At 57.0% G+C, this 25,788-nt stretch carries 16 protein-coding genes and 3 rRNA genes; 5 read left to right on the top strand and 14 right to left on the bottom strand.

Going from position 1 to position 25,788, the window contains the following annotated elements:
- Nucleotides 1-14: 14 nt before the first annotated feature.
- From NXF97_RS09015 to NXF97_RS09005, 3 genes are read left to right on the top strand one after another with little or no spacing between them, the layout of a single operon-like run.
- Nucleotides 15-3,500, top strand: a complete 3,486-nt coding sequence (locus NXF97_RS09015) for a hypothetical protein (protein ID WP_274955777.1) — start codon at nt 15-17, stop codon at nt 3,498-3,500.
- A complete protein-coding gene (locus tag NXF97_RS09010) occupies nt 3,466-4,794 on the top strand; it encodes a hypothetical protein (RefSeq protein ID WP_274955776.1) in 1,329 nt (442 codons plus the stop codon). Before NXF97_RS09015 ends, NXF97_RS09010 begins: the two co-directional genes overlap by 35 nt.
- A complete protein-coding gene (locus tag NXF97_RS09005; protein WP_274955775.1) occupies nt 4,791-6,701 on the top strand; it encodes a DNA topoisomerase 3 in 1,911 nt (636 codons plus the stop codon). The genes NXF97_RS09010 and NXF97_RS09005 overlap by 4 nt, the downstream gene beginning before the upstream one ends.
- A gap of 8 nt (nt 6,702-6,709) precedes the next feature.
- Here the strand turns inward: NXF97_RS09005 and NXF97_RS09000 are convergent, their stop codons facing one another.
- Nucleotides 6,710-7,060, bottom strand: a complete 351-nt coding sequence (locus NXF97_RS09000) for a hypothetical protein (protein ID WP_274955774.1) — start codon at nt 7,058-7,060, stop codon at nt 6,710-6,712.
- A gap of 44 nt (nt 7,061-7,104) precedes the next feature.
- Here NXF97_RS09000 and NXF97_RS08995 point away from each other — a divergent pair, with 44 nt between their 5' ends.
- A complete protein-coding gene (locus NXF97_RS08995) occupies nt 7,105-7,563 on the top strand; it encodes a flavodoxin (protein ID WP_274955773.1) in 459 nt (152 codons plus the stop codon).
- Nucleotides 7,564-7,626: 63 nt separating this feature from the next.
- On the opposite strand, the gene NXF97_RS08990 is transcribed toward NXF97_RS08995, so the two are convergent.
- From NXF97_RS08990 to mobA, 8 genes are all read right to left on the bottom strand, one after another.
- On the bottom strand, nt 7,627-9,033 hold the full coding sequence (locus NXF97_RS08990; protein ID WP_274955772.1) for an FAD-binding oxidoreductase: 1,407 nt from the start codon (nt 9,031-9,033) through the stop codon (nt 7,627-7,629).
- Nucleotides 9,034-9,117: 84 nt separating this feature from the next.
- Nucleotides 9,118-9,375, bottom strand: a complete 258-nt coding sequence (locus NXF97_RS08985; protein ID WP_022372401.1) for an AbrB/MazE/SpoVT family DNA-binding domain-containing protein — start codon at nt 9,373-9,375, stop codon at nt 9,118-9,120.
- A 341-nt stretch (nt 9,376-9,716) separates the two neighbouring features.
- Nucleotides 9,717-11,015, bottom strand: coding sequence for a serine--tRNA ligase (serS, locus tag NXF97_RS08980; RefSeq protein ID WP_274955771.1), 1,299 nt, complete (start codon nt 11,013-11,015; stop codon nt 9,717-9,719).
- 126 nt (nt 11,016-11,141) lie between these two features.
- The gene (locus tag NXF97_RS08975) at nt 11,142-12,491 is read right to left on the bottom strand and encodes a replication-associated recombination protein A (RefSeq protein WP_274956740.1); all 1,350 of its coding nucleotides are present in this window, start codon (nt 12,489-12,491) and stop codon (nt 11,142-11,144) included.
- 164 nt (nt 12,492-12,655) lie between these two features.
- Nucleotides 12,656-12,770, bottom strand: a 5S ribosomal RNA gene (gene rrf, locus NXF97_RS08970).
- 158 nt (nt 12,771-12,928) lie between these two features.
- Nucleotides 12,929-15,811 (bottom strand): 23S ribosomal RNA (locus NXF97_RS08965).
- Between the two features lie 283 nt (nt 15,812-16,094).
- Nucleotides 16,095-17,628: ribosomal RNA gene (locus NXF97_RS08960) — 16S ribosomal RNA — on the bottom strand.
- Together the 16S, 23S and 5S rRNA genes form the textbook arrangement of a ribosomal RNA operon.
- A gap of 416 nt (nt 17,629-18,044) precedes the next feature.
- Complete coding sequence (mobA, locus tag NXF97_RS08955; RefSeq protein ID WP_274955770.1) at nt 18,045-18,635, bottom strand: molybdenum cofactor guanylyltransferase MobA; 591 nt, start codon at nt 18,633-18,635, stop codon at nt 18,045-18,047.
- A 155-nt stretch (nt 18,636-18,790) separates the two neighbouring features.
- On the opposite strand from mobA, the gene glp reads away from it, so the two are divergent.
- Nucleotides 18,791-20,032, top strand: coding sequence for a gephyrin-like molybdotransferase Glp (gene glp, locus NXF97_RS08950; protein WP_274955769.1), 1,242 nt, complete (start codon nt 18,791-18,793; stop codon nt 20,030-20,032).
- Between the two features lie 63 nt (nt 20,033-20,095).
- On the opposite strand, the gene NXF97_RS08945 is transcribed toward glp, so the two are convergent.
- The 5 genes from NXF97_RS08945 to NXF97_RS08925 all read right to left on the bottom strand — a co-directional run bounded on the left by NXF97_RS08945 (nt 20,096) and on the right by NXF97_RS08925 (nt 25,669).
- Nucleotides 20,096-21,085, bottom strand: coding sequence for a metallophosphoesterase family protein (locus tag NXF97_RS08945; RefSeq protein ID WP_074009105.1), 990 nt, complete (start codon nt 21,083-21,085; stop codon nt 20,096-20,098).
- Nucleotides 21,086-21,095: 10 nt separating this feature from the next.
- Entirely contained in the window at nt 21,096-22,133 is a 1,038-nt protein-coding gene (locus tag NXF97_RS08940) for a helix-turn-helix transcriptional regulator (RefSeq protein ID WP_022373598.1), read from the bottom strand.
- A gap of 121 nt (nt 22,134-22,254) precedes the next feature.
- Entirely contained in the window at nt 22,255-22,914 is a 660-nt protein-coding gene (locus NXF97_RS08935; protein ID WP_074009107.1) for a LolA family protein, read from the bottom strand.
- The gene (locus NXF97_RS08930) at nt 22,911-25,328 is read right to left on the bottom strand and encodes a DNA translocase FtsK (RefSeq protein ID WP_274955768.1); all 2,418 of its coding nucleotides are present in this window, start codon (nt 25,326-25,328) and stop codon (nt 22,911-22,913) included. The genes NXF97_RS08935 and NXF97_RS08930 overlap by 4 nt, the downstream gene beginning before the upstream one ends.
- An 83-nt stretch (nt 25,329-25,411) precedes the next feature.
- The gene (locus NXF97_RS08925) at nt 25,412-25,669 is read right to left on the bottom strand and encodes an AbrB/MazE/SpoVT family DNA-binding domain-containing protein (RefSeq protein ID WP_274955767.1); all 258 of its coding nucleotides are present in this window, start codon (nt 25,667-25,669) and stop codon (nt 25,412-25,414) included.
- Nucleotides 25,670-25,788 lie beyond the last annotated feature (119 nt).

The following is a 25,788-nucleotide window of genomic DNA, read 5'->3' as shown; positions in this document are numbered from 1 at the left end:
CTCGCGGAATTTCTATGAGCGTTTTTCTCTCCCAGATCCCCTGCTACGGCATCACGGCTGAAATGACCGAAGCGGGCGCGGACCTTGTCCGCAAGGCGTCCGTCGTTATCCGCAGCTACTATCCGGCCCCGATCGGAGAGAAACTTCTCAAGGCCAAGAAACTGCGCATCGTGCATCACTTTGATGCGCTTCCGGCACGCATTAAGTACGCCGCCGACAGTTCGGGCTTTGATCACGCCGCCTGGTTTGATGAGGAGGAAGACGCCGTGTGGGTGGATGCCCGTCACGCCGACGCCCCGGACTTTATGGCCGAAATCACGGCGTGCGCGGCCTTTGCCCGAAGCGAGCCCGATGATCCGGAACTCTCCGAGAGCCTCACCCGGCATCTCACAACGGCCGATCTTCTCGACATTGAAGGAACCGGTACCAAAGAGGTCACGGTCTTTCATCAGGTGGAAAAAACGCTTGCGGCCCTGGAAGGCCTCACGCCCGCAGATGCCCCTTACTATCAGACGCTCAGAGTTTACCGGCTCGCGTTGATCGGCCTCACGGACTTTCAGATTCCGATCGCGGAACTCTTGTCCGACAAAAAAGCGGCTGCCTGGATTAAGTCCCGCAAGCCCCCGAAACTCTCTGTTTTTGAAGAACTGCGGTTTTCTGCGGCCCTGGCGCTCATGCGCGTTAAGACTTGGGCAAAAGCTAAGGACGATGATGCCCCGGTCTTTATTCACCGCCAAAAGGTGAGGCCCGATCCCCTGGCGATTCCGGGTGTCCCCGCCCGCAACGTCGCAAGCTTCACCCAATCCGTCTTTCCGGCGCCCGAAGCCTTTTTTGGCGAAAAAGCCGCGGAAGAAATCGCCCGGACCACGGACTTTGTGGCGCCCGGCATCCGTATGGGTGACCCGGTGAATCACTGTCTTGACGTGAGTGACGTCGACCTTGAGCCCGCCGAGATCACGGAAGCAAGTAAACCCCTTGCGGCTTTTGACGTGCGGCCCTGGGCCTACTTTAAGGGCGAGTGCTGCCGCGGAGAGAAACTTGCGAAGGACTCGTTTTTAGCAGCCCTTTTCGGGCGCTTTTACGCGCCGCAGCTCAATGAATACGCCGACGGCGTCATCATTCCGAGAGCCACCGCCAAAGTCAGACGCAAGGCCGTTTTGACCCACGTGCAGGTGGCGCCGCGCCTGGACTGGGCGGAACTCACCTTCAGCTCCGGCAGCAAAAAAAGTGCGGCTGGGTGCTTTTTCACCGCGTTTGCGGGCCTTTGGTGCATGCAGGCCGGGAAATTAAGAGCCCGCACACCGGTAAACCTTGACCTCATTGTCTGGGCTGAAAAAGTTGAGGCGGTTTCCTCTGAAACGGGACTGAAGGCCTTTGCCCCCGCTGCAGGCGGCAAAACGTCGGATGCGTACGTTGCGGGCATTGCTGAGGTCACCGCCAGCAGCACGGAAGGCATTTTGGGCGGCGAAAAGTACCTGAGGCTGACCTGTAAGACGCACGCGACGGGGCGTCCCGCCATGATTGACGTCCTCGTGCGAGAAAGCCTTTTTGCTGCGCCGGTGACAGAAAAGATGCGCGTGAAAATCACGGGGTGGCTCATTGCCGGGGAAATGGAACTCATCGACGCCGTGCCCGCTCAACTGCGTGACTTTCCGGAAAAAGACGACATGGTTGCGGAAGGCCTCTCGCATCCGGGCGTGCGGCGCAGACTACGCTTAAGAGGCACAACGCTTGATGTTCTGAAACTCGCCGCCTCAACGTCCGCACGCAATGTGCTTCTCCGCAGAAAGGTTTACGAAGGGCTCACGCACATTGCGCAGAAGTCGCCCGCGGCCCTGGCGATGGCCGCCATCATGAACCACAAGCACCACATTGATACGCTCATTGAGGATGAGTTTCATTCTTACCGGGAACTGGGTCGTGCGGTACTTGCCGCGGTCCCGCAGGCCGCGGGGCTCCTGGGCTTTGCCCCGGACGTAAAACTCGGATTAAAGCGCCTTATCGGCGCAAATCTTGAGCGGCAGCTTTTCCTCTGGACCCGCATGCCCAAGGCACTCCTTAAGTATTCCATCCCCTTTAAGGACTATGCGCCCGGCACGATGAGTAAAGAGGCACAGATTGAACTTAATGTTCTCACGACTGCCGCGGGCCTGGGCGACATGTTTGTGCCGCGGGAAACCGCGCGCCGCATTGCGCTCGGAATCGGCACGCAGGCCGACAACGATCTTGCGCTTGAGATTTTGTCGCTTGCCGTTGAAACGCCCTCGGGGATGTTGGACGCCACAGCCTTTTCGACCCTGGGACCCGAAAGCCTCTCAATGAGCGACACGGAGCTTGTGAAGCGCTTTAAGGCGCTCTGCCGGGAAGACGCTTCACCCAGGAATCTTCTGACGCTCGTTTTGGCGCTTGCGCGCGGCGGCCGTGAGGCCGATCCTCAGGCGATGCTTCTGGGGCTCAAAATCATTGAGTTCGTTTCGGAAAAAACGGCGCTTCCCGTGCTGCAGGACATCCGCTCGATCTTTGAAACGGGACTGACGCCCGAAGAGAAAAAAGAGTTCCCGACCTTTGACATCAAAGCGGCGTTAAATCTTGAGAGCCTGCCGGAACTTAGCTTTGACAGCTTCACGACAACAGTGAGCGACCCCGCAGAGAGCATGCTCTTCAGTTACGCGGGGTTTGTCAAGGAACTCACGCAGGGGCGCGATGAGGCGGCGCTTTTTCAGTATCTCGACTTCATGATGGAGAACGCGGCTGCCTTTTCCGATCCCGTGATCCGACTGCAAAAAGAAGCCGAAGACTCTCCCTATGAATTCTGGCAGTGGGTGGACGCTGATACCGCGGAACATCCTGCGCCCGTGCCGCGGCTTTTGGTCGTGGCCGATAAGGTGCAGGGAGCTCACGCGCAAACCGGCGTCAAGGGCGCCATGCGCGGCATGTACCCCTTCTTTGCCGCGGGCACCGGGGCGCTCATCAAACCCATGAAAGCGATACAGACCGAAAACGAGGCAATGGGACAGTTTGTCACGGAACTCATGAGTCCCGCGGCCGATTCCGGCGCCGTGATCGTGCACGCTGTGGACGCCCTCTGGGCCGCCAACCGCCCGACCTATAAGCCCGGGACCTGGTGGCAGGCTCAGGTCGCGGGCATTGTCATGGACCTTGGCGCAGGGGCGGATGCCGCCGCCCGCAAAATGGCGGTGCAGGTCCCGAACTTCACGGAACTGATGCCCGGGATGCTCTTTCTGACGGGCCGCATCCTTGAAGTGAACGAACACTGGGCAAGCATTGCGGGTGTGGCGTTTGCGCGCATTTTGATGAAGCTTGAGGGAGAGCTCGCGTTTGACACCTTCCCCCTTTACTGCCCGCAGGCGATGTTTGATGAAAGCAGCAAAGTCGTCAAAGTCGCACCGGGCGAAATGTTCACCGCCGTCGCGATGCTGCAGCTTTATGTCACGCAGGAAGCCTATGCCGTTACCGATGCGAAGAAAACGCTGCATTAAGGCGCTTTCCGCGGTGCTTCTCACAGCGTTTGCCGCAGGTAGCGCTTCAGCAATCGAAAGCCGCCTCACTGAAGCCTTAAGCGCACCGAAGCCGCTGACGGTTTCTGCGGCAGCTCAAGACGCTGCCGCGCTGGTGGGGGCGGCGCTTGCCTCCTCGGGCGAAGCCCTCTGGCGCCGTAACCTCGCGTCCTTTTTATCGGGGCGCCCCGCAGACGGCACAGCAGGCGGCATTGCCGCGCTGCGCACGGGGCTCACGACCTTCGGGTTTTCGCCCTCAGCCTTAACGCCCCTGCCGCAAACACTTAAGTCTGAGGACAAAGCAGGAACCCCGGTTTTGGCACTTCAAAACGGCGTCTGCGTGCGGCGGCCGGGAAAGCTCTCTGACGCCCCTGCCCTTTTGATTTCCGTTCCCGTGCGGCCCGGAACAGAAGCCGCGCAGGCCCTCTTATTGTCCCTTGCGCACGTCTGGCACGAAAAGAGGGCGGCCGTGACCGCCTCACCCGTCTTCTTTTGCGGGTTTAAAGCCTCGGGCGACGCGGGCACGGCGGCCGCGCAGGAATTTGCGGAGGCAGCACAAAAAGCCCTCCCTGCGGGGCTTGCCGCACACATTGAACTCGCGGGCGACCCCCGCTGCTCATACGTGAACTTTTTGGGCTCTCATACGGTGACACTCACCCTTACCGACCGCAGGCTTCACTGGCAGGGGCGGGACACGGGTAAATCAACGGCCGCAGAGGCTCTGAAAAACCTCAAGACAACGCTTGCCTCCGTCACAACACCGTGGAGTGAAAACCGTGATACGCCGCGCGTGGAAGTGAGGACCGGCGACGTGTCCTGCGCCGCAGGCGTCACGCAGTTTGTAAGGCCCGTCTGTTCCCTCCCCGTGACGATTCTGTCGCGCTCGCGCGTTGCAACGGACAAAACCCGCGAAAAGCTCCTCGCCGCCGCCTTTGCCGCCGTGGAAAAAATGAACGAGATCCGCGCGGGACGCAGCGACTTTGTGCTCGGGTTTGACAATGTTTCGCGCACCCTTCCCTCGGCCGGCGATCCCGCGGGGCCCGCACTTACTGCCTGGCAGGCGGCCTTTGCCGCCGTTTCACAAAGCGTGGTGTCAACGCGCTTTGTGACAGGCGCTGCGGGTCAGAGCGCCCATCAGGGGATAGCGTCGATAAAGCTCGGGGATGCTGCCCATCCCTTAAAAGACACCGCGGCCGATGACGCTTCGCTTCTCAAAGCCCTCACCGAAACCGTGACGGGACTTGACGTCCTTTTGACCGCGGAGAAAGCCCCATGAAGCTTTTTATCGCGGAAAAGCCGTCGCTTGCGAAAGCCATTGCCGAAGAGATCGGCGTGAAAAGCCGCTCCGGGGGTTCGATTTCCTGCAATAACGACACCGTCGTCACCTGGTGCTTCGGTCATCTTTTGGAGCAGGCTGAGCCCGATGAGTACCTCCCCGACGGCATTCCGCTTACGAGCAAAGGGAAAAAACGCTGGCGGCTCAAGGACCTCCCGATATTTCCGAAAGAATGGGTGGTGGAACCCAAAAACGATGCGGGCGTCACGCGCCAGTTAAAGCTGATCGGGGAGTTGATCGGACGGGCTGAAACGGTTGTGAACGCGGGCGACCCGGACCGCGAGGGGCAGCTTCTCGTTGATGAAGTGATTGAGCATTTCGGCTGCACAAAACCGGTGGAGCGCTTCTGGGTTTCCGCCGTTGACCCGGCGTCAATCCGCAAGGGCCTCAAAGACCTCCGGGAAAACGCGCGCTACGCCGGCATGCGCGACGCGGCACGGGCGCGCTCCAGAGCCGACTGGCTTCTCGGGATGAATCTTTCGCGCGCCTATACGCTTTTAAATAAGGTCCCCCAGGGGGAAAACAACCTCATCACCGTGGGGCGCGTGCAGACGCCGACGCTCACCATGGTCGCGCGCCGCGACTATGCCGTCCGTAACTTCAAACCCATCCCCTACCTCGTGATCGGCGTGGTCCTCACGGCCAAAGACCGCACCTTTACCGCGCGCCACAAACCCCGTGACGACCAGAAAGGTTTGGACGCGGAAGGCAAGTACTTCATTAATCTCGATCTGGCCCGGGCACTTGCGGAAAAACTCAGGATCGAAACCACCGCTACGGTAGTCTCTGCTGAAACCAAACGCCGGAAACTGCAGCCCCCCAAAGCTTATTCGCTTGCCGACATCCAGGTCGAAGCCAACCGGACTCTGGGGCTTTCCGCCGAAGACACCCTTAACATCTGTCAATCGCTTTATGAAGTGCATAAGATCACGAGTTACCCCCGTACCGACTGCGGGTACCTGCCGGAATCCCAGCACGCCGAGGCCCCGGACGTTTTAAAGGCGATTGCAGCGACCTTCCCGGCGGCAGCCGCAGCCTGCGCCAAAGCTGATCCGAAATTGAAAAGCCAGACCTTTAACGACAAAAAGATCTCGGCCCACCACGGCATTGTGCCTGTAGCCAACACCGCGGACTGGTCGCGCCTTAACGACCGGGAAAAAGCGGTGTACCGGTTAATCGCCAAGCGCTACATCGCGCAGTTTTATCCGGTGCACACCTATGACGCCACCGAAATCGTCTTTACGATCGGCGGCGAAACTTTTACTTCCAAAGGCAAAGTCATTATCGACAAGGGCTGGAAGCTTCTTTACGAAAAGCCCGAAAAACCGGTGAAGGCCGAGGAGCCCAAAGACGCGGGTAAGACAGAATCCGCCGAAGACGATCAGACGCTTCCCAAACTCAAAAAGGGGGAAACGGCTCAAGTGAACGAAATCACCACGCGCGAAGACAAAACCAAGCCCCCGCTTTACTTTACGGAAGGTACGCTCATTGCCGCAATGGAAAACATCTGGCGCGCCTTTGAAGACGAAAATCTGCAAAAGCAGCTCAAAGACGCCGGAGGCATCGGGACACCCGCGACACGCGCCGCGATCATCTCAGAACTCAAACGCCGCGGGTTTCTCGAGACCGAAGGCAAAAAACTGCACTGCTCCACGGTAGGACGCAACCTTCTTTTAAAGGTAAGTCCCAAGATCCGCAGTGCGGTGATGACCGCGCGGTTTGAGGAAATGCTCAAAGAAGTTGAGGCCGGGAAGGCCGGTGTAAACGACTTTGTCGCACAGTACGAGGCCTTTATCCTCACGGAAATCAATGAGGCCAAACGGCAGGCCTGGGGTGATCCTTTTTAAAGGCGAATTCAGGCACGGCTTCCCGGCTTTTGTTCCTTTGAATTGCCTTGATTTTCCGTACGGCAGAATTTGCCCCGGACTGCATCTTTCCACTCTTCCGGATTGCTCGGAGCAACATCGGAATAGTCAATGTCTTCATCGCGTATGCTCTCAAGGCGCATACGCTCTTCCTTCGTCATGGGCTTGAGATTTCCTTTGTTGGGAAGCGTGCCGCAGACTGCTTGCTCTCTGGCAATCCTGAGCCAGTACGAGATCGTTGATTTGCCGATCGAGTACTGCTCCACGGCTTCAGAGATGCTGAGCTCCTTGCTCAGCAGGCGCGCTACGACGTTGTCTTTGAACTCCTGCGAATATCGCATGTTTTGCCACTCCATGAAAGGTTGAAGGGGTGGCGAAAGGTAGTATGACATCTAATGGTTACACGGCACGCGTTGCACGGGTGATTGCTGCCTCGACCGGCGCGGACGTCTTTGAAGTGGAAACGGCGGAACCCTATCCGGCCGGCTACAGCAAAACAACGGATGTCGTGCAGGAAGAGTTTGACCGCAAGATTTACCGTGTCCTCAAAAAGCCGCTTCCGGACCTCTCCGCTTACGACACGGTCTTTATCGGGCACCCGATCTGGTGGGGGCGTATTCCGCCGTTTTTATACAAGGCACTGTCAGAGGCAGATCTCTCCGGCAAAACCGTCGTGCACTTCGTAACGCACGGCGGCAGCGGCTTCGGAAGTTCAGACCGGGAACTGCGTGAGATTGCCCCAAAAGCCCTGTTTTTAAAAGGCCTCGCGCTTTACGGAGAAGAAGTCGAAAGCTCAGAAGCCGAAATCAAAACCTGGCTCAAAGAACTGAAATTCATAAAGTAAGCCCGGCCGCAGGCATGAAAAAAGCAGGAACAACGCCTGTTTTTTTCGCCCTTTAAGAACGCATCAGTCCGGAAGAAGTTTTCCGGGATTGAGAATCCCCTTGGGATCAAGCGCCTTTTTGATTTTCACCATCACCGCGACTTCCGCGGGGTTTTTAAGTTCAAGAAAGTGCGCGCGCTTTAACTGCCCGATCCCGTGTTCAGCTGAAATCGAGCCGTTATGCGCCGCAACGCGCTCGTAGACCGTTTCCCGGATCCCCTCTTCGTTTTCAAAGGCAAGCGGCGCGGGAACCGAGCCCACGTTAAAGTGCAGGTTTCCGTCCCCGAGGTGCCCGAAGACCGACGGATCCACCCACGCAAAGCGCTTTTGCAGTGCCGTGAGCGTCTCTTCCACAAAATCCGGAATCTCACTGATCTCAAGACTCACGTCGTTATGGAGGTTTCCGCCGACGTGGGCGTCTGCGCTCGGAATGGACTCGCGGATTGCCCAGAAGCTCTTGCTTTCCTTTTCGGACTGCGCAAGAAACGCGTCCACCGCAACGCCGTCTTCAAAGGCTTTTTCCAGCACGCTTTCCAGGGGATGGCCCTCGGGCTCACGGCTGTAACTTAATTCAATAAGACTCCACCAGGGAGCGCCCGAGACGTCCCCGGGAACCGTCACGGCGTCAATTTCTTTGCCGACGCGCTCAATGCATTTGGCCTGCATGAGTTCAAACCCGGTCAAAGCCGGGCCCGCGGCTTCTTTGACGCGCTTTAAGAGTTCACAGGCAGAACGCACGTCGGGCGTCCCCGCGAGCGCCGTAAAGCGAACCTTCGGGAGCGGAAAGAGCTTCACAACCGCGCGGGTAATAACACCCAAGGTCCCTTCGCTTGCCATGAAAAGGTGCTTTAAGTCGTAGCCGGTGTTGTCTTTTCTCAAGCCCCGGAGCATGTTCAAAACCGTGCCGTCCGCAAGCACCACTTCGATCCCGAGCACCAGGTCACGGGTGTTGCCGTAACGGAGCACCGCCGTACCCCCCGCGTTCGTTGCGAGGCACCCGCCGATACAGGCCGAGCCCTCAGAAGCAAAACTCAGGGGGAAAAGCCGCCCGTGCGCGCGCGCCGCTTCCTGGGCCTTCTGCAAAATGACGCCCGCGTCCACGACCATCGTATCATTGACGGCATCGATTCTCTCGACCTTATTCATGCGCTGCAGCGACAGCAAGACGGCCTTGCCGTCAGCCGTCGGAGTGCCGCCCCCCACAAGACTCGTGTTTCCTGACTGCGCCACCACCGGGACATTGTTGTCGTTAGCCCACTTTAAAACCGCAGAGACTTCGGCGGTATCAGCCGGTTTCACAATCGCCAGGGGCCTGCCGTGAAAGCGGTTGGTCCAGTCCGACAGAAGGTTTACGGAGGCAAAGGGCTCAACTTCCACCCATTTTTCACCCACGATTTCAGAAAGCGCAAGGCGCGCAGCATCAGCGGACATGGTCAACCCCATCCTGATTGAGTAAGTATTGAGAGAAAATCTGACGGTGAGCGGCACCCGCCGCCCACGACTGAGACGGGCAACTTAAACGTAGTTGCCCGAAAGCATGGCGAGCACGCGGTCGCAGTGCGACACGCGCGCGGTCTCCTGACGGCTGCAGGCCTTTGCCTGCACCTGACCTGTGGCACGAACACGGCTCTTACCGGCGGCCTTACGAACCTTGACGCTGCCGTCGGCATCGATATAAAACTCGACGGCACTTGACCCCATCGTCAGGCCAAGGAAATCACGCACGTTCTTCGGAATAGTGACCTGGCCTTTGATTGTCAGACGATTGCTCATTTTGATGTTCACCTCTTTTAGCCTTGTTCGCCGACACGGCAGGTCAGGCAATTTGTGAGTTAAATCCACCTGCGGCACTTTGTCCTCTCCCGGCGACCGCCCGCCGATTTTTCTTCACTTCGAAAGTCAAAAAAACCGTCCGATCCATTTCGATACCGGACGGTCTCATCGACCCGCTTGGTTGTTTTCCGGCCGCGCCGGAAAGCCGCATCCGCTTGAGCGTTTCCACCTTGCCCGGGTAAGGCAGGTTGGCGTGAGAATCACTCTCACCTCGAAATGTCCGCTTATTGTGACAGGGACAAAGTGAAAACGCAATAAGGCAATGCGCCTAGCGAAAAAGCTTATTTGCCTTCGGGAACGAGTTTTTCAACACCGTTCATGTAGGGGCGCAGCGCCTCGGGCACCGTGACCGAGCCGTCGGCGTTCTGGTAGTTTTCCAGAACCGCAACGAGCGTGCGGCCGACGGCGAGCCCTGAGCCGTTTAACGTGTGCACGTACTGGGGCTTACCGTTTTCATCCTTAAAGCGCGTGCCCATGCGGCGGGCCTGGAAACCCTCGCAGTTGGAGCACGAACTGATTTCACGGTACGTGTTCTGTGCAGGAAGCCACACTTCAAGGTCATAGGTCTTCGCAGAGGAAAAGCCCATGTCCCCGGTGCAAAGGAGCACCACACGGTAGGGAAGCCCCAGGCGCTGAAGAATGTCTTCGGCGTTTGCGGTGAGTTCCTCAAGGTGCTTGTAGCTGTCTTCTGGACGGACGATTCTCACCATTTCGACCTTATCAAACTGGTGCTGACGGATCATGCCGCGGGTGTCGCGCCCGTAGGCACCGGCTTCACTTCTAAAGCACGGCGTGTGCGCCGTCACAAGAATCGGCAGGTCCGAGGCCTTCAGCATCTGCCCGGACACCGAGTTCGTCAGCGTCACTTCGGCGGTCGGAATGAGGTACAGCGGATCGCCCTTACCCTGCTGACCGCCCTTTTTGGCGGCAAAGAGGTCTTCTTCAAACTTCGGCAGCTGCCCGGTGCCGCGCATCGTGTCGGCCGTGACGATATAGGGCGTGTAGCACTCGGTGTAGCCGTGGTCGCGGGTGTGGACGTCCAGCATGAACTGCGCAATGGCGCGGTGCAGATGCGCGACCTGCCCCTTCATGAAACAGAAACGTGTGCCGGAAAGTTTCGCGGCCGTATCAAAGTCCATCCCGAGGGGAGCGCCCACATCGACGTGGTCCTTGATCGGGAAGTCAAACGTGCGGGGCGTACCCCAGCGGCGCTGCTCCACATTGTCGCGATCATCGCGCCCCGTCGGAACGGATTCGTGCGGCAGATTGGGGATACTCATGAGGAGCTCATTTAACTGATCGCGAATCGTACCGAGACGTTCCTGCAGTTCGTTTAACTTTTCAGGAATCGCAGCGGCTTCGGCCATCAGATGCGAAGCATCCCCGCCGCTTTTCTTGGCGTTGCCGATTTCCTTGGAAAGCTGATTTCTCAGAGCCTGCAGCTCTTCGGTCTGCGTCTGCACGGCCTTGCGTTCGTTTTCGAGCGCATTGAATTCTTTTTCCGGAAATGCAAAGGGACGCGTTGCAAGGCGTGCAATCACGTCCGGGAGCTGCTTGCGCAGCATATTGATGTCGAGCATGGTCTTCCCTTCTGAGCTCAGTAATTCTTTTTTGTTGAGACGCCGCGCAGGCGCTCAAACACAGTGAAACTGAAATTTTTGCGCGTTTAGCCTAAAAGTGCAACAAAAACGGGCAATATCCGTTGGTTATGAGCGCGCCTTGAGCGCTTTTTTTCGGGCTTCATCGTTAAGTGCCTTTAGTCGGTCCATCTTTTCTTTAATCTTGAGTTCCAGGCCCCGGTTCGTGGGCTCGTACCAGTGCATGTCCGCGATCTCAGGCGGCAGATACACTTCGCCCGCGGCAAACGCTCCCTCTTCGTCGTGCGCGTAGCGGTAGCCCTTGTGATACCCCAATTCCTTCATAAGTTTTGTGGGAGCGTTTCTTAAGTGCATCGGCACGGGGCGCGTGCCGTCTTCCTTCACGAAACTTCTCACCGCGTTATAGGCCGAATAAACCGCGTTACTCTTGGGGGCGACCGCGAGATACACCACGGCCTGCGCGATCGCAAGTTCACCTTCCGGAGACCCCAGGCGCTCATAAATGTCTGCGGCTTCAAGGGCCAGCTGCGTCCCTCTGGGATCAGCCAGCGAAATGTCTTCAATCGCCATCCTCACCACGCGCCGCGCGATGTAGCGGGGGTCGCAGCCGCCGTCCAACATCCGGCACATCCAGTAAAGGGCGGCGTCGGGGTCGCTGCCGCGTACGCTTTTATGCAGCGCACTGATCTGGTCGTAAAAGTTCTCCCCACCCTTATCAAAGCGCCGTACGGTTGACGGAAGCGTCTTACGCAGAAAGTCCGCGTCCACGGTTTCCATGTGGCGGTCTTTGGCCATGCCGGTCGCAACGTCAAGGGCATTTAAGAGCCTTCTGGCGTCACCGTCCGCGAGATCAATCAGAATCTCCCGGGCTTCGGGCGTAATCGACACCCCCTTAACGACTTCATTAAGCGCCCGGTCGATGAGCTCATTTAACTCATCGTGCGAGAGGCTCTCCAAGACATAAACCGCGGAGCGTGACAAAAGAGCGGAGTTCACTTCAAAGGAAGGGTTCTCTGTCGTTGCGCCCACAAACACAAAAAGCCCGCTTTCCACGTGCGGCAAAAACGCATCCTGCTGGCTTTTATTAAAGCGGTGCACCTCGTCGACAAACACAAGCGTGGGTTTGCCGGTTGCAGTCATATGGGCTTTGGCAGCCTCCACGGCCTCACGGATTTCTTTGACGCCGGAGAGTACCGCGCTGATCGCGATAAAAGGGAGCCCAAAGGCATCGGCCATCAGGCGCGCCAGCGTCGTCTTTCCCACCCCGGGCGGCCCCCAGAGAATCATCGAGTGCGGCCGGTGCGTTTCAAACGCCACTCTCAGAGGCTGCCCCGGCCCCAGAAGTTTCTTCTGACCGATCACCTCATCAATCGTACGGGGCCGCAGACGCTCTGCCAAAGGCATCATCGTATTTTCTACGGACGCTTTTGTACTCCGCGGAGCTGTCACCGCAGGCATTGCGTCATCGCCAAAAAGATCACCGGTCGTCATAAGAAAAGAAAGTTACTCGCGCTGAGACTGAGCATCTTAACGAAAAGGCGGGCCGTGCGCCTGCCTCTAAAACTTTCAGGCATAGAAAAACCCCCGAGACCGTTTTGATCCCGAGGGTTTTAAATGGTAAAGCCCGGCAGTGTCCTACTTTCACTGGAAATACAACCAACTATCATCGGCCCAGAAGCGTTTCACTGTCCTGTTCGGAATGGGAAGGAGTGGTACCGCCACGGTATGGCCGCCGGGCAAAGCCTGTTGTCTCAGAAGTTCATCAATTGAACTCCCGTGACGAAGTCTTTGCAAAAAGAAGTAAGCGTCGGAATGCGATTATTTGCATTCACTGCGCTTCAAAATCCATTGTCCGTTTCTCAACTGCCTTACATTAGGCTAGGCAGCACGGTTATAGGATCAAGCCTCACGAGCAATTAGTATCAGTCAGCTCAACGCCTCACAGCGCTTGCACTCCTGACCTATCAACGTCCTGGTCTCGAACGACTCTTCTGGGAGGTCTAGCCTCCGGGAAGACTTATCTTCAGGCAAGTTTCCCGCTTAGATGCTTTCAGCGGTTATCTCTTCCGCACATAGCTACCCGGCTGTGCCACTGGCGTGACAACCGGTACACCAGAGGTGCGTCCACTCCGGTCCTCTCGTACTAGGAGCAGCCCCCGTCAATCTTCCAGCGCCCGCGGCAGATAGGGACCAAACTGTCTCACGACGTTTTAAACCCAGCTCACGTACCTCTTTAAATGGCGAACAGCCATACCCTTGGGACCGGCTACAGCCCCAGGATGAGATGAGCCGACATCGAGGTGCCAAACACCGCCGTCGATATGAACTCTTGGGCGGTATCAGCCTGTTATCCCCAGAGTACCTTTTATCCGTTGAGCGATGGCCCTTCCATTCAGTGCCACCGGATCACTATGACCTGCTTTCGCATCTGCTCGACTTGTCGGTCTCGCAGTCAAGCACGCTTGCGCCATTGCACTATCAGCACGATTTCCGACCGTACCTAGCGTACCTTTGTACTCCTCCGTTACCCTTTAGGAGGAGACCGCCCCAGTCAAACTGCCTACCATGCACGGTCCCGGAACAGGTTTACTGTCCGCGGTTAGAACCTCAAACAAATCAGGGCGGTATTTCAACGTCGGCTCCCCAAAGACTGGCGTCCTCGGTTCTCTGCCTCCCGCCTATCCTACACAGATCGGTTCAAAGTCCAATGCAAAGCTGCAGTAAAGGTTCATGGGGTCTTTCCGTCTAGCCGCGGGGAGATTGCATCATCACAAACATTTCAACTTCACTGAGTCTCGGGAGGAGACAGTGTGGCCATCATTATGCCATTCGTGCAGGTCGGAACTTACCCGACAAGGAATTTCGCTACCTTAGGACCGTTATAGTTACGGCCGCCGTTTACCGGGACTTCGATCAGGAGCTCTCACCCCATCACTTAATCTTCCGGCACCGGGCAGGCATCACACCCTATACGTCGACTTTCGTCTTTGCAGAGTGCTGTGTTTTTAGTAAACAGTTGCAGCCACCTATTCTCTGTGACCTCTTCATGCTCGGAGTGTTTCACTCTTCACACTACAAAGGCACACCTTATCCCGAAGTTACGGTGTCAATTTGCCGAGTTCCTTCTCCCGAGTTCTCTCAAGCGCCTGAGTATATTCAACTCGCCCACCTGTGTCGGTTTACGGTACGGTCGACATTAAGCTATAGCTTAGAGGCTTTTCCTGGAAGTTCATCCCATCACTTCACTGCAAAATGCAGCTCGATGCTTTGTCTCGGAGATATGCCGGCGGATTTGCCTGCCGGCCTCCTACACGCACAAACCGGGACATCCAACACCCGGATGATGCTCAAAACTCCGTCCCCCCTTCGCACTTAACGTCGGTGCAGAAATCTTAATCTGCTTCCCATCAGCTACGCTTCTCAGCCTGGCCTTAGGGGCCGACTCACCCTGCTCCGATGAACGTAGAGCAGGAAACCTTGGGCTTACGGCGAGCGGGCTTTTCACCCGCTTTATCGTTACTCATGTCAGCATTCGCACTTCTGATACCTCCGGCATGCGTTACCACACACCTTCGCAGGCTTACAGAACGCTCCCCTACCACTTGCACTTGCGTGCAAATCCGCGCTTTCGGTTACAGACTTAGCCCCGTTACATCTTCCGCGCATGAGGACTCGATCAGTGAGCTATTACGCTTTCTTTGAAGGATGGCTGCTTCTAAGCCAACTTCCTGACTGTCTTAGCCTTCACACTTCGTTTTCCACTTAGCCTGTATTTGGGACCTTAAACGGCGGTCTGGGTTGTTTCCCTTTTGAGTCCGGACGTTAGCACCCGGTGCTCTGTCTCCCGTGATTCAACTTCCGGGTATTCGGAGTTTGCCATGGTTTGGTAAGACGCCATGTCCCCCTAGCCATAACAGTGCTCTACCCCCCGGAGTCAGTCACGAGGCACTACCTCAATAGTTTTCGGGGAGAACCAGCTATCTCCAGATTTGTTAAGCCTTTCACCCCTAACCACAGCTCATCCGCCGGTTTTGCAACACCGGTCGGTTCGGTCCTCCAGTGTGTGTTACCACACCTTCAACCTGGCCATGGTTAGCTCATCTGGTTTCGGGTCTACGCCTTACGACTCTATCGCTCTGTTCGAACTCGCTTTCGCTGCGCCTCCCCTACTCGGTTAAGCTTGCCGCAAAACGTAAGTCGCTGACCCATTATGCAAAAGGTACGCAGTCACCCCGTAGGGCTCCTACTGTTTGTATGTATGCGGTTTCAGGTTCTATTTCACTCCCCTCCCGGGGTTCTTTTCGCCTTTCCTTCACAGTACTGGTTCGCTATCGGTCGATCATGAGTATTTAGCCTTGGAGGATGGTCCCCCCATCTTCGGACAGGATGTCACGTGTCCCGCCCTACTTATCGTCTTTTTAGTACCATGCACCGGACTTCGCATACGGGGCTGTCACCCACTATGGCCGGCCTTTCCAGACCGTTCTGCTGTCACCATGCATTATCAAAGACTAGGCTGTTGCGGTTTCGCTCGCCGCTACTGCCGCAATCTCGGTTGATTTCTTTTCCTGCAGTTACTTAGATGTTTCAGTTCACTGCGTTCGCCTCACAAACCTATGTATTCAGTTTGTGATACCGGTTACCCGGTGAGTTTCCTCATTCGGACATCTGCGGATCAAAGTCTTTTTGCCGACTCCCCGCAGCTTTTCGCAGGCTTACACGTCCTTCATCGCCTATGATCGCCAAGGCATCCACCACATACACTTAGTCACTTGATCCTATAACCCTGCAGCCTTTTGCCCGCAGAGTATTCACGTGACTGATTTCGTAACGTGCTGTTCTCTTGGTTATTTCGTTGAGATTCTCGTTCAATGAAGATTTGAAACTCAGTTCAAATGCAATCACATCCCGTTTCAGCGTCTCATCAACGCTGAAATTGAACGCTTTACTTCTTTTTCCAAATTTTTAAAGAGCTTCATGCTCAATCTGTTCACAGAACAAACTGATAAGTGTGGGAACTTCCTTCTTTTACTGCAGTTCCTTTTCAGAAACATTCTCTAGAAAGGAGGTGATCCAGTCGCACCTTCCGGTACGACTACCTTGTTACGACTTCACCCCAGTCATGAAACCCACCGTGGGCGCCGCCTTCCTTGCGGTTGGGCAAACGTCTTCTGGTGAACCCCACTCCCATGGTGTGACGGGCGGTGTGTACAAGACCCGGGAACGTATTCACCGCGGCATGCTGATCCGCGATTACTAGCGATTCCGACTTCATGCAGTCGAGTTGCAGACTGCAATCCGGACTACGATCGGTTTTCTGGGATTGGCTTCACCTCGCGGCTTCGCTGCCCTCTGTTCCGACCATTGTATGACGTGTGAGGCCCCAGCCATAAGGGCCATGAGGACTTGACGTCATCCCCACCTTCCTCCGGTTTGTCACCGGCAGTCTCATCAGAGTGCCCTTTCGTAGCAACTGATGACAAGGGTTGCGCTCGTTGCGGGACTTAACCCAACATCTCACGACACGAGCTGACGACAGCCATGCAGCACCTGTGCTCAGGTTCCCTTGCGGGCACTGCCTCATCTCCGAGGCATTCCTGACATGTCAAGGCTGGGTAAGGTTTTTCGCGTTGCATCGAATTAATCCACATCATCCACCGCTTGTGCGGGTCCCCGTCAATTCCTTTGAGTTTTAATCTTGCGACCGTACTCCCCAGGCGGTCTGCTTCACGCGTTGGCTTCGTTACTGAGAATTAAATTCCCAACAACCAGCAGACATCGTTTAGGGCGTGGACTACCAGGGTATCTAATCCTGTTTGCTCCCCACGCTTTCGTGCATGAGCGTCAGTTGCGTCCCAGGGGGCTGCCTTCGCCATCGGTGTTCTTCCACATATCTACGCATTTCACTGCTACACGTGGAATTCCACCCCCCTCTGACGTACTCCAGTCGGACAGTCACAAATGCAGTTCCCAGGTTAAGCCCGGGGATTTCACATCTGTCTTACCCAACCGCCTGCGCACGCTTTACGCCCAGTAATTCCGATTAACGCTCGCACCCTACGTATTACCGCGGCTGCTGGCACGTAGTTAGCCGGTGCTTATTCTTCAGGTACCGTCAGCACTCCGGCATATTACTCCGGAGCTTTTCGTCCCTGACAAAAGCGGTTTACAACCCGAAGGCCTTCTTCCCGCACGCGGCATGGCTGGATCAGGGTTGCCCCCATTGTCCAAAATTCCCCACTGCTGCCTCCCGTAGGAGTCTGGACCGTGTCTCAGTTCCAGTGTGGCTGGTCGTCCTCTCAGACCAGCTATTGATCGTCGCCTTGGTGAGCCTTTACCTCCCCAACTAGCTAATCAATCATCGGCCGCTCCGTCTGCGCCGGGCCTTGCGGTCCCCGGCTTTCACCCTCAGGTCTTATGCGGTATTAGCCATCCTTTCGGACGGTTGTCCCCCACAAACGGACACGTTCCGATGTATTACTCACCCGTTCGCCACTCGCCATCAGAGAGCAAGCTCTCCATGCTGCCGTTCGACTTGCATGTGTAAGGCATGCCGCCAGCGTTCAATCTGAGCCAGGATCAAACTCTTCACTTGAATCCTGCTTTTTTTGGTCGTACTCAAATCACTCGCAGAAACCGACTGAGATAAATCTCAATCATTTCTTTGGCTTAAAGTCTGAGTACTTCCGATTTTTTTGCGTTTCCATGAAGAAACTGCATTTTTCAGAAGCACCCACACTTATCGGTTCGTCTGTTTCAGATTTTTAAAGAGCGTTTGTTGCCGTTTCGTCGGCGACAAGGTTGCGTATATTACACAACCGTTTTTCGTTTTGCAAGTCCGTCGGAAAATTTTTTTGTTTTCTTTCGGCTTTGCGCCTTCGTCTTAACGGCGAAGGGTGCGCATTATGAGAGCCTTTTTTACGCTTGTCAAGAGGCTGACGCGAAAAATTTTAAGGCCCGGATTTCCGCTTTTCGCCCTCTTTCCCAAGTGTTGTATTTCTGCTGCACCTCTTACACAAGACGTTGATGTGCGGCCGCAAGTTCCTCTGGCGTATTGATGTTGGCAAAGGCTTGCAAATCCCCAAAATCAACCCAGACGCAGCCCGCGCTCTCAAGCCACCCCCGCACGCGGTGCTCCCCCTTTGCAAGGTACTGAGCGAGCGAACTGCGGGCCGTTCGCCGCATCATCGCAGCCGTGGGTTGCGGAAATCCCCCCGCACGGACGGCCGCACAGGCTTTGTCCGGACGAGCAACAAGCGCCGCGTAGAATTTTTCAACCATATCCGCCGGAAAAAAAGGCACGTCGCACGGGATACTGACGACATAGTCGGTGGTGAGCGCGTCCATTGCCGAGAGCCACCCGGCCAAAGGCCCCGGAAAATTCTCCAAGCTGTCGGTAACGACCGTCAGGCCCAGTGCGCGGTAAGCCGCGAGATTGCGGTTGGCGCTTACGACGACATGAGCGCACACGGGCATTAATTTCTCTGCCGCCCGGCAGACCAAAGGCTTACCCTTTAAGCAAACGAGGCCCTTGTCTTCACCGCCCATCCGGGTGGCGCGGCCTCCCGCAAGAATCACGGCTCCCACATTGTCCAGATGCACTTACTCACTCCTTGGTTTACGGCAGAACGTGCAAAGCATACCTGCCGAAATCAGATGTGTTATTGTGGCAAAAAACAGCGCACAGGACCTGCAGCATGTCAGTCGCCCTGTGCCCGTCACAACGCCACGAGTTTGTCAGAGCAGAGGTTGTTCACATGCCTTCAGATACTGTCAGCATCACCGTCGAGGAAGCTCGCAAAGATATCCTCAAAAAGGTTTCACGCAACATCTCCGCGGTGCAGAAACCCTTAAGAGACATTGTGGGATGCATTCTTGCTCAGGATGTCGCAAGCCCCATTGCCGTTCCCGCCTACACCAATTCCGCCATGGACGGCTTTGCCTTTAAGGCCAGTGACCTGCGGGGTAAAAAAGAACTGACGCTCACCGTTGCCGGCACGTCCTATCCCGGCCACCCTTATAAGGAACGCATCAAGACCGGCCAGTGCGTGAAAATCACCACCGGAGGCGCCGTGCCCGCGGGGTGCGACACCGTGATTGCCTTTGAGAAGGTGACCGATAAGGGAGACACCGTTACGTTTGACACGGCGGTGGTGCGCAAAGGCGACAATTTGAGGCTTAAAGGCGAAGAAGTCACGGTCGGGCAGACCGTGCTTGCCAAAGGCATCCGCATTAATCCCGCGCACGTTGCGGTGCTTGCCTCCCTCGGGTATTCGGAAGCCATGATTTATGAGCCCTTCCGCGTGGGGCTCATTGCCACCGGCGACGAACTCATCTCCCCGGGGCGTCCCTGTCCGCCTGAGAGGCTTTATAACGCCAACAGCCATTTCCTCGCGGCGCTTCTGAGAAACCTCGGCGTTGAAGTCACCGACTTCGGCATCATCCGCGATGACCCCAACGCCATCCGCCAGGCCATTCTCTACGTCAAGCAAAACTGCTCTCTCATTATCTGCACCGGGGGCGCTGCGGCGTCCGCAACGGACTTCACGCACCAGGTCGTCGAGTCTCTCGGAAAAATCTGCCGCTGGACCGTCAATATGCGCCCCGGGCGTCCGATGCGTTTTGCGGTGGTGGAAAGAAGGCCGCTTTTCATGCTCCCGGGTAATCCCGTCGCCGCCTTTGTGACATTTCTGGAATTTGTGCGGGGCACGATTCTTTACATGCAGGGGCAGGATGCCCCCGACTGCTGGCCGCACAGCATCACGGCGCGCGCGGGCTGCGACATTAAAAAGAAACCGGGCCGCGCGGAATTTATGCGCGCCAAACTGGCGATCAACGCCAAGGGCGTTCTCACGGCAACCCCGCTGAAAAACCAGGGCTCAGCCGCCACCACGGTATTAACGGAGGCTGACGGCCTGATTGCGCTGCCTCATGAAACGGACTTCGTGAAAAAGGGCGAACCCGTGACGGTGCATCAGCTCACGCTTCTGATGAACTGACGGCTTTAACCCTCACACACAAAAATCCCGCCCCCGGCAACAAGCGCCTCGGGCGGGATTGTTTTATTGCTGGTTTTCTTTGGGCCCGTTTTTCCCTTGGGGCCTTAAGAAAAAGCGCCGCGGCTGGTGGTTTTTGCGGCGAGCGCCGCCCCGCCTTCCTTCCCGCGCGGGCGGAAAGCAGTCCTGGCACGTCGGCACGCACTTGGGGTCGCCCTCCTTAAAGTCCGTGGGCAGAATCGGCGCCGTATCAAGAATTTCGGGCGCGGGCTCTTCGCCGGCTTCCTGCATCGCGAGCATATCCCGCGGATCCATCTGCGAGGGAACGATCACGCGCCCCTCCAGGTCAACGATGCCGCGGTAGCCCACCCCCCGGACAATCATCCCTTTGTAGCGCCCGTACTCATGGTCTTCGTGCTGATGTCCGTGAAAGAGCCACCGCACGTGAAGCCCCTGCCCGAGCCGGTCAATCGCCGCAAAACCCTTTTTATGGCAGCCCGCGGCTTCATGCGTCACAAGGACGTCGGCTCTCTGACGCAGGAGGTTGTCGTAAACCGACGGGAAGATTGACGTTCTGTGGCGTCTCGGAAGTCCCCCGTGCCAAAGCGTGCCGTGCCCGGCGCGGCGCACGAAACTTGCGGCCGACCGGTAATGGGGATCACCCTCAGGCATCCAGATCTGCCCGCGGAAAACGCCGCCCAGACCGGCAATACGAATCCCGGCGACATTGGCTACGCGCCCGTGGAGATTGTGTTCTGCCAGGGGCCCTTTCCAGAGTCGCTCGTAATACTCTTCGGAGTCGGAATCGTGGTTACCCGGAATCCACCAGACTTCGGTGAGTTCCATCGCGTCTTTGAGCACCACATCCATCGGCGCATAAGGCTGCATGTCACCCAAAAGCACGATCGCCTTGGGGTGCCACTTTTTCACCGCTTCGTTGATGTGATCAAAGCTGCCGTGCGGGTCGCCGCAGAAGAAAATCAGCGGCGTTTCCTTCTTTCCTGCGGGTGAGCGCACGTACCGCCGTCTGCGGTTACTGCTGATGTTGCCTGTCATCGCTCACCCCTTAGACGCCGCCCGCACGGTCGGCACTGTAGGCGGCAAGCGCCGCTTCCAGTTCCCGCAGCACGCTCTTTTTAAGGCTTTCCGGGGCCATCACACGGGCGTGCGCCCCATAGTGCAGAATCTGCGCAACAAGCTCGGTTTCGTTGGTGTAGGGAACCCGCAGCTCCACCGTGCCGTCTTCGGCGGTCAGAACCTGCTGATCAGGGTGCCAAATTTCGTCGCGCACGTAGGCGCCCATCTGCGCGTCAAAGTGAATAACCGCAACCTGGACTTTTCCGCCGGAAAAAATGCCGAAGCCGCTGTCCAAAGCTTCAAGGTCCTTCATCGGCACGGCGCGACAGTTTTTGGCGCAGGGCTCCGCCGCGAGAATGTACTCAAGACTGAAGGTCCGAAGCTCATCGGTGAGATGGCACCAGGCCTGCAGATACCAGCGGTTTTTGTAGTTCACAAGCCGCACGGGCGAAATCTCACGCATCTTTTCGGTCTGCGAGGATTTGGTCCAGTAGGTGATGCGAAGCCGCGTCTTGTGCGCAAGCGCGTTGCCGATCATCTCGAAAAAGGGCGAGCGGTGTTCAATCACCGAGGGCAGAATCACCCGCACGCGCTTTAGGAGTTCACGCGCGGAAATGCGCTCTTCCTGCACAAGCGACAGCAGGCGCGACTTCATCGCCTTCATGTCAGGGGCCAAAAGCCCGGACTTTTCGTTTTCCACCCGGTCAAAAAGCTGCAGCGCCGTCATCAGGGCCGTAATTTCAACGGGGGAATACCAGGCTGAGGGAAGCGCCACCTTGCGGGCTTCTTCGCGCGCCTCTTTTTCCAGCCCCAGCGCCCTTTCGCGCACGTAGCTGTAGGAATTGGTCTTACGGCTGTAGACAATCGGGGCCTTGAGTTTTTCGCGCAGATAACGGAGGTCACGCTTTAGGGTCGGAACCGAACAGCGCAGTGCCGCCACCATTTCCGGTAGCGACACCTGCCCTCTTTCATGGATGAGCTGATCGATGCGGAACAACCGCATCTTAAAGTTCATGTGGGTATACATTGACAATTGCGGACTTTGGCCGGACCGCAATTGTCGGGAGTCAGGGCAAAGCCGATAAATAACTAAGGTCTTCTGATTATACCTTTAGTCGACCGGCCCGCCCGAAGAAATCCCGCGGCCCTCAGAAAAGTGCCGTACGGTCTTCAAGCACCGTCGTCTCAGGCCCGGTTTTCACCGTAAAGATCCCTTCGGGCAGCGCGTGATTCGTGACAACGTCGGTGAGCACAAGCTGCGTTCTTCCGCCAAACGCATCGGTGAGAACCAAAACCGCCGGAAGGCCTGCAGCATCAAACCCCACCACGGCGCTTACGAAGGCAGCGTCCTGAGTCTTTGGTTCGGCCTTTACTGCCGTCACGGCGCCCTCGGGCGCCTTGACTTCCGTGAGCGTGAAATTTTCAAGTGCCTCAGCGCGTCCGAAAAGAAGCGCCGCAGGCGCCCCGGAGACCATTGTTTCAGCCGACTTTACGGTGAGCTGATCTAGGTCCTTGTCGTAGAGGCGGATGGTTTTCCCGTCACTTACGATGTCCTGCACGTAGGGCTTTTCCGTCTTCCAGGCAAAGCGTGAGGGCCGCTCAAAGGCAAAGCGCCCGGTACTCGGCCCGTCAATCACCTGCCCGGCCTTATCGGTCACGGTCTGCGTAAAGCGCCCCGAAGCGGTTTTAGCCTCCGTCACAAACCGCCGCAGTGCGTCACGGGCCGCTGTTTTCTGTGCAAATGCCGGAAGCACCACCGCGCAAAGCGCGGCCGCGGCAAGCGTTCTGCGGGAAAAAAGCACGGTCATAAACCCTCCCTGTTTTTCACGAGAATTTCACGCTTACCCGCGGCATTGGGCTGACTGACGATTCCGGCCTGCTCCATCGTTTCGATGAGGTTTGCGGCACGGTTGTAGCCGATATTGAGCCGCCGCTGAATAAAGCTTGAGGTCGGGCGGTTCGTTTCCAGCACGAGCTTTACGGCCGCGTCGTACAGGGGATCTTTTTCCCCCGAGCCGCCCCCGGCGCCCTCACCGAACCCGCCGGCACCGGTTTCAGCGGCATCGCACACGCCTTCGATGTACTGGGGTTCGCCCTGCGCCTTTAAGGCGTCGACCACACGGAGCACTTCGTCTTCGTTCACCATACAGCCCTGAATGCGCACAAGGGCTGAGGTCCCCGGCTGCTTAAAGAGCATGTCGCCGTGCCCCAAAAGATCCTGCGCACCGTTTTCATCCAGCACGACCGAACTGTCAAAGCGGCTTGCCACGGCAAAACAGGCGCGCGCCACGACGTTCGCTTTAATAAGTGGCGTCACAATATCCACGCTCGGGCGCTGCGTGGCAAGCACCAGGTGAATGCCCGCGGCACGGGCTTTCTGCGCCAGACGCACGATCAGGAGTTCAATCTGCTTGCGGTTAACGAGAATGAGGTCCGCCAATTCATCAATAAAGCAGACGATGTAGGGGAGTTTTTCAAGCACCACATGCGGGTCGGGATTGTCGGGCGAGACCTGGAAGGGATCCATCAGGGGCTTTCCTTCCTTTTGCGCCGCCTCCACCTTTTCGTTATAGGAAAGGAAACTGCGCACCCCGAGGTGACTCATGAGGTTGTAGCGCCGGTCCATTTCCTGCACAAGCCAATTGAGGGCATTTGCCGCCTTATTCATGTCGATCACGACCGGGCAAAGGAGGTGCGGAATATCCCGGTACATCGAAAATTCGACGGTCTTGGGGTCAATGAGAACGAGCCTTAACTGCGTGGGATCGCACTTATAAAGAAGCGACAGAATCATCGCGTTGATGGCAACGGACTTACCCGAACCCGTGGTACCGCCCACCAGGAGATGCGGCAGACGCGCGAGATCCGCGACCGCCGGCTGCCCGGCGATGTCTTTACCGAGCGCGAGCGTCAGGGGCGACGTACTTTCCGTAAAGGCTTTGCTGGTGATGAGTTCTTTCAGGTACACCGCAAGGCGCTGCTGCTTGTTGTTGGGGATTTCAAGCCCCATGTAGGGCGTACCGGGAATTGCGGAAACGACGCGCACGGAGTGAACCGCGAGCGCGCGCGTTAAGTCCTTGCGGATACTTTCAATGGTGCTGCCCTTCACGCCTTCGGCGAGATCCAGCCAGTACTGCGTGATCACCGGTCCCACGCGGGCACCGACGACCTTGGCCTGAATCTTGTAGGTTTTGAGTTTGCTTTCAATGAGGCGGCTTGTCATCTTGACGGTGTCTTCGCGCACGCCGTTACGTTCCGCGGGCGGGGCATCCAGAAGCATCGTATCGGGCGCAATGCGGCCGCCGGCGGCTTTGGCAGCAGCGGGCTTGGCGGCAACCTTCACGGTCTTCGCGGGCTTACCTTCAATTACCGCTTCCTCCGTGAGTTCCCCGTTATCGGGCACACCCGCATCGCTTTCAAGCGAGGCTTCCGGGGCCGGGGCGGGCGCGTCTTCGGTGAGCATCACGTCCCCGGGCTTGGCCTCATCTTCCTCATGCGTCTCTTTTTTCACCGGACGGGCGCGCTGCACAAATGTCCAGAAGGCGTCCATCGCCGCCCCGAGCGCTTCAGCGAGCTTAAACCATGAAAAGCAAAAGGCCATCGCGGCCGCACAAGCGGTCAATACCACCAAAATGACGGTTGTGCCCCAGACGCCGAGCCACGGGGTGATGTTGCTTGCGACGTACTGTCCCACAAGGCCCCCTGCTCCCATCGGAATGCCTTTACCGAGGTAGCCCAGCTGCAGCGTTTCAAGGCCGCTTGAAAGAAACAAAAGAAGGATGAAACCGCAGGCAGCGGTCACCGGCGCAAAACGCGCTCTCTGCGGCGAGACAAGCGCATTTTTAAGCGACACAAGCCCGAACACGATAAGCGCCGCCGGCACCCACCAGACAGACCGCCCAAAAAACCAGAAACCGGCGTCAGCAAACCACGCGCCCGCCAGGCCGCAGAGGTTCGCGGGAAGTTTGGTGCCGGTCACTGAAAACCCTGGATCGGTCGGACTGTAGGTAAGAAGCGCCGCAGCGGCAAGAACGCCCGCGGTTAACGCAACCACCCAGCCCACCTTGAGCACCAGCCCCTTAATCAACGCCGAAACGGCGGCAAAAAGCCGGGCCCGTGCTGCGCGCGCCGCCTCCCGGTCGACCTCACGCTGCGCACGTTCCTGTGCCTCTTTGTTTTCACGCCATTCGCTGGCAATTGCGGGTTTTTTCGTCTTTCGCATGATGCGCTGATTATAGGGGTGCGGTTTTCCGTCTTCACGGTTCAAAGACCGCTTGAAGCGCGGGATTTTTTTCTCAATTCGTTTCAGTGTCCGGCGTCGTGCCGGACTTCGTCAATGAGCGCCTGCACATCGTCATCGTTTCTGAGGCCCATTTCTGCGGCCACACCACGGAAAGCCTTCTGTGCGCGCTTAAGCGCCGCAGCCGAAGCGTTGCAGATCACGGTTTCACCGCGGTCATTTTCGGTAAAAAGGATTTTGTCGCCGGGTTTGAGTCCGAGGCTTTTTCTCTCCTCAGCAGGCACCGTAATCTGACCGTTTGCAAAAACGCGGGCAAGATTCATTTACAAAATCTCAAGACTTCTTGGAATCCTTGAATTTCATCGAAAGCCTCAGAGCGGCTACACTCGGAAGGAAGAGTTTTCCGGCTGTCGGAAAACTTCCTGTTAAATTGGAATTTAAA

Source organism: Duodenibacillus massiliensis (genome assembly GCF_928721995.1).
GTDB lineage: Bacteria > Pseudomonadota > Gammaproteobacteria > Burkholderiales > Burkholderiaceae_F > Duodenibacillus > Duodenibacillus massiliensis.
This window is presented reverse-complemented; position numbering and strand designations above follow the sequence as displayed.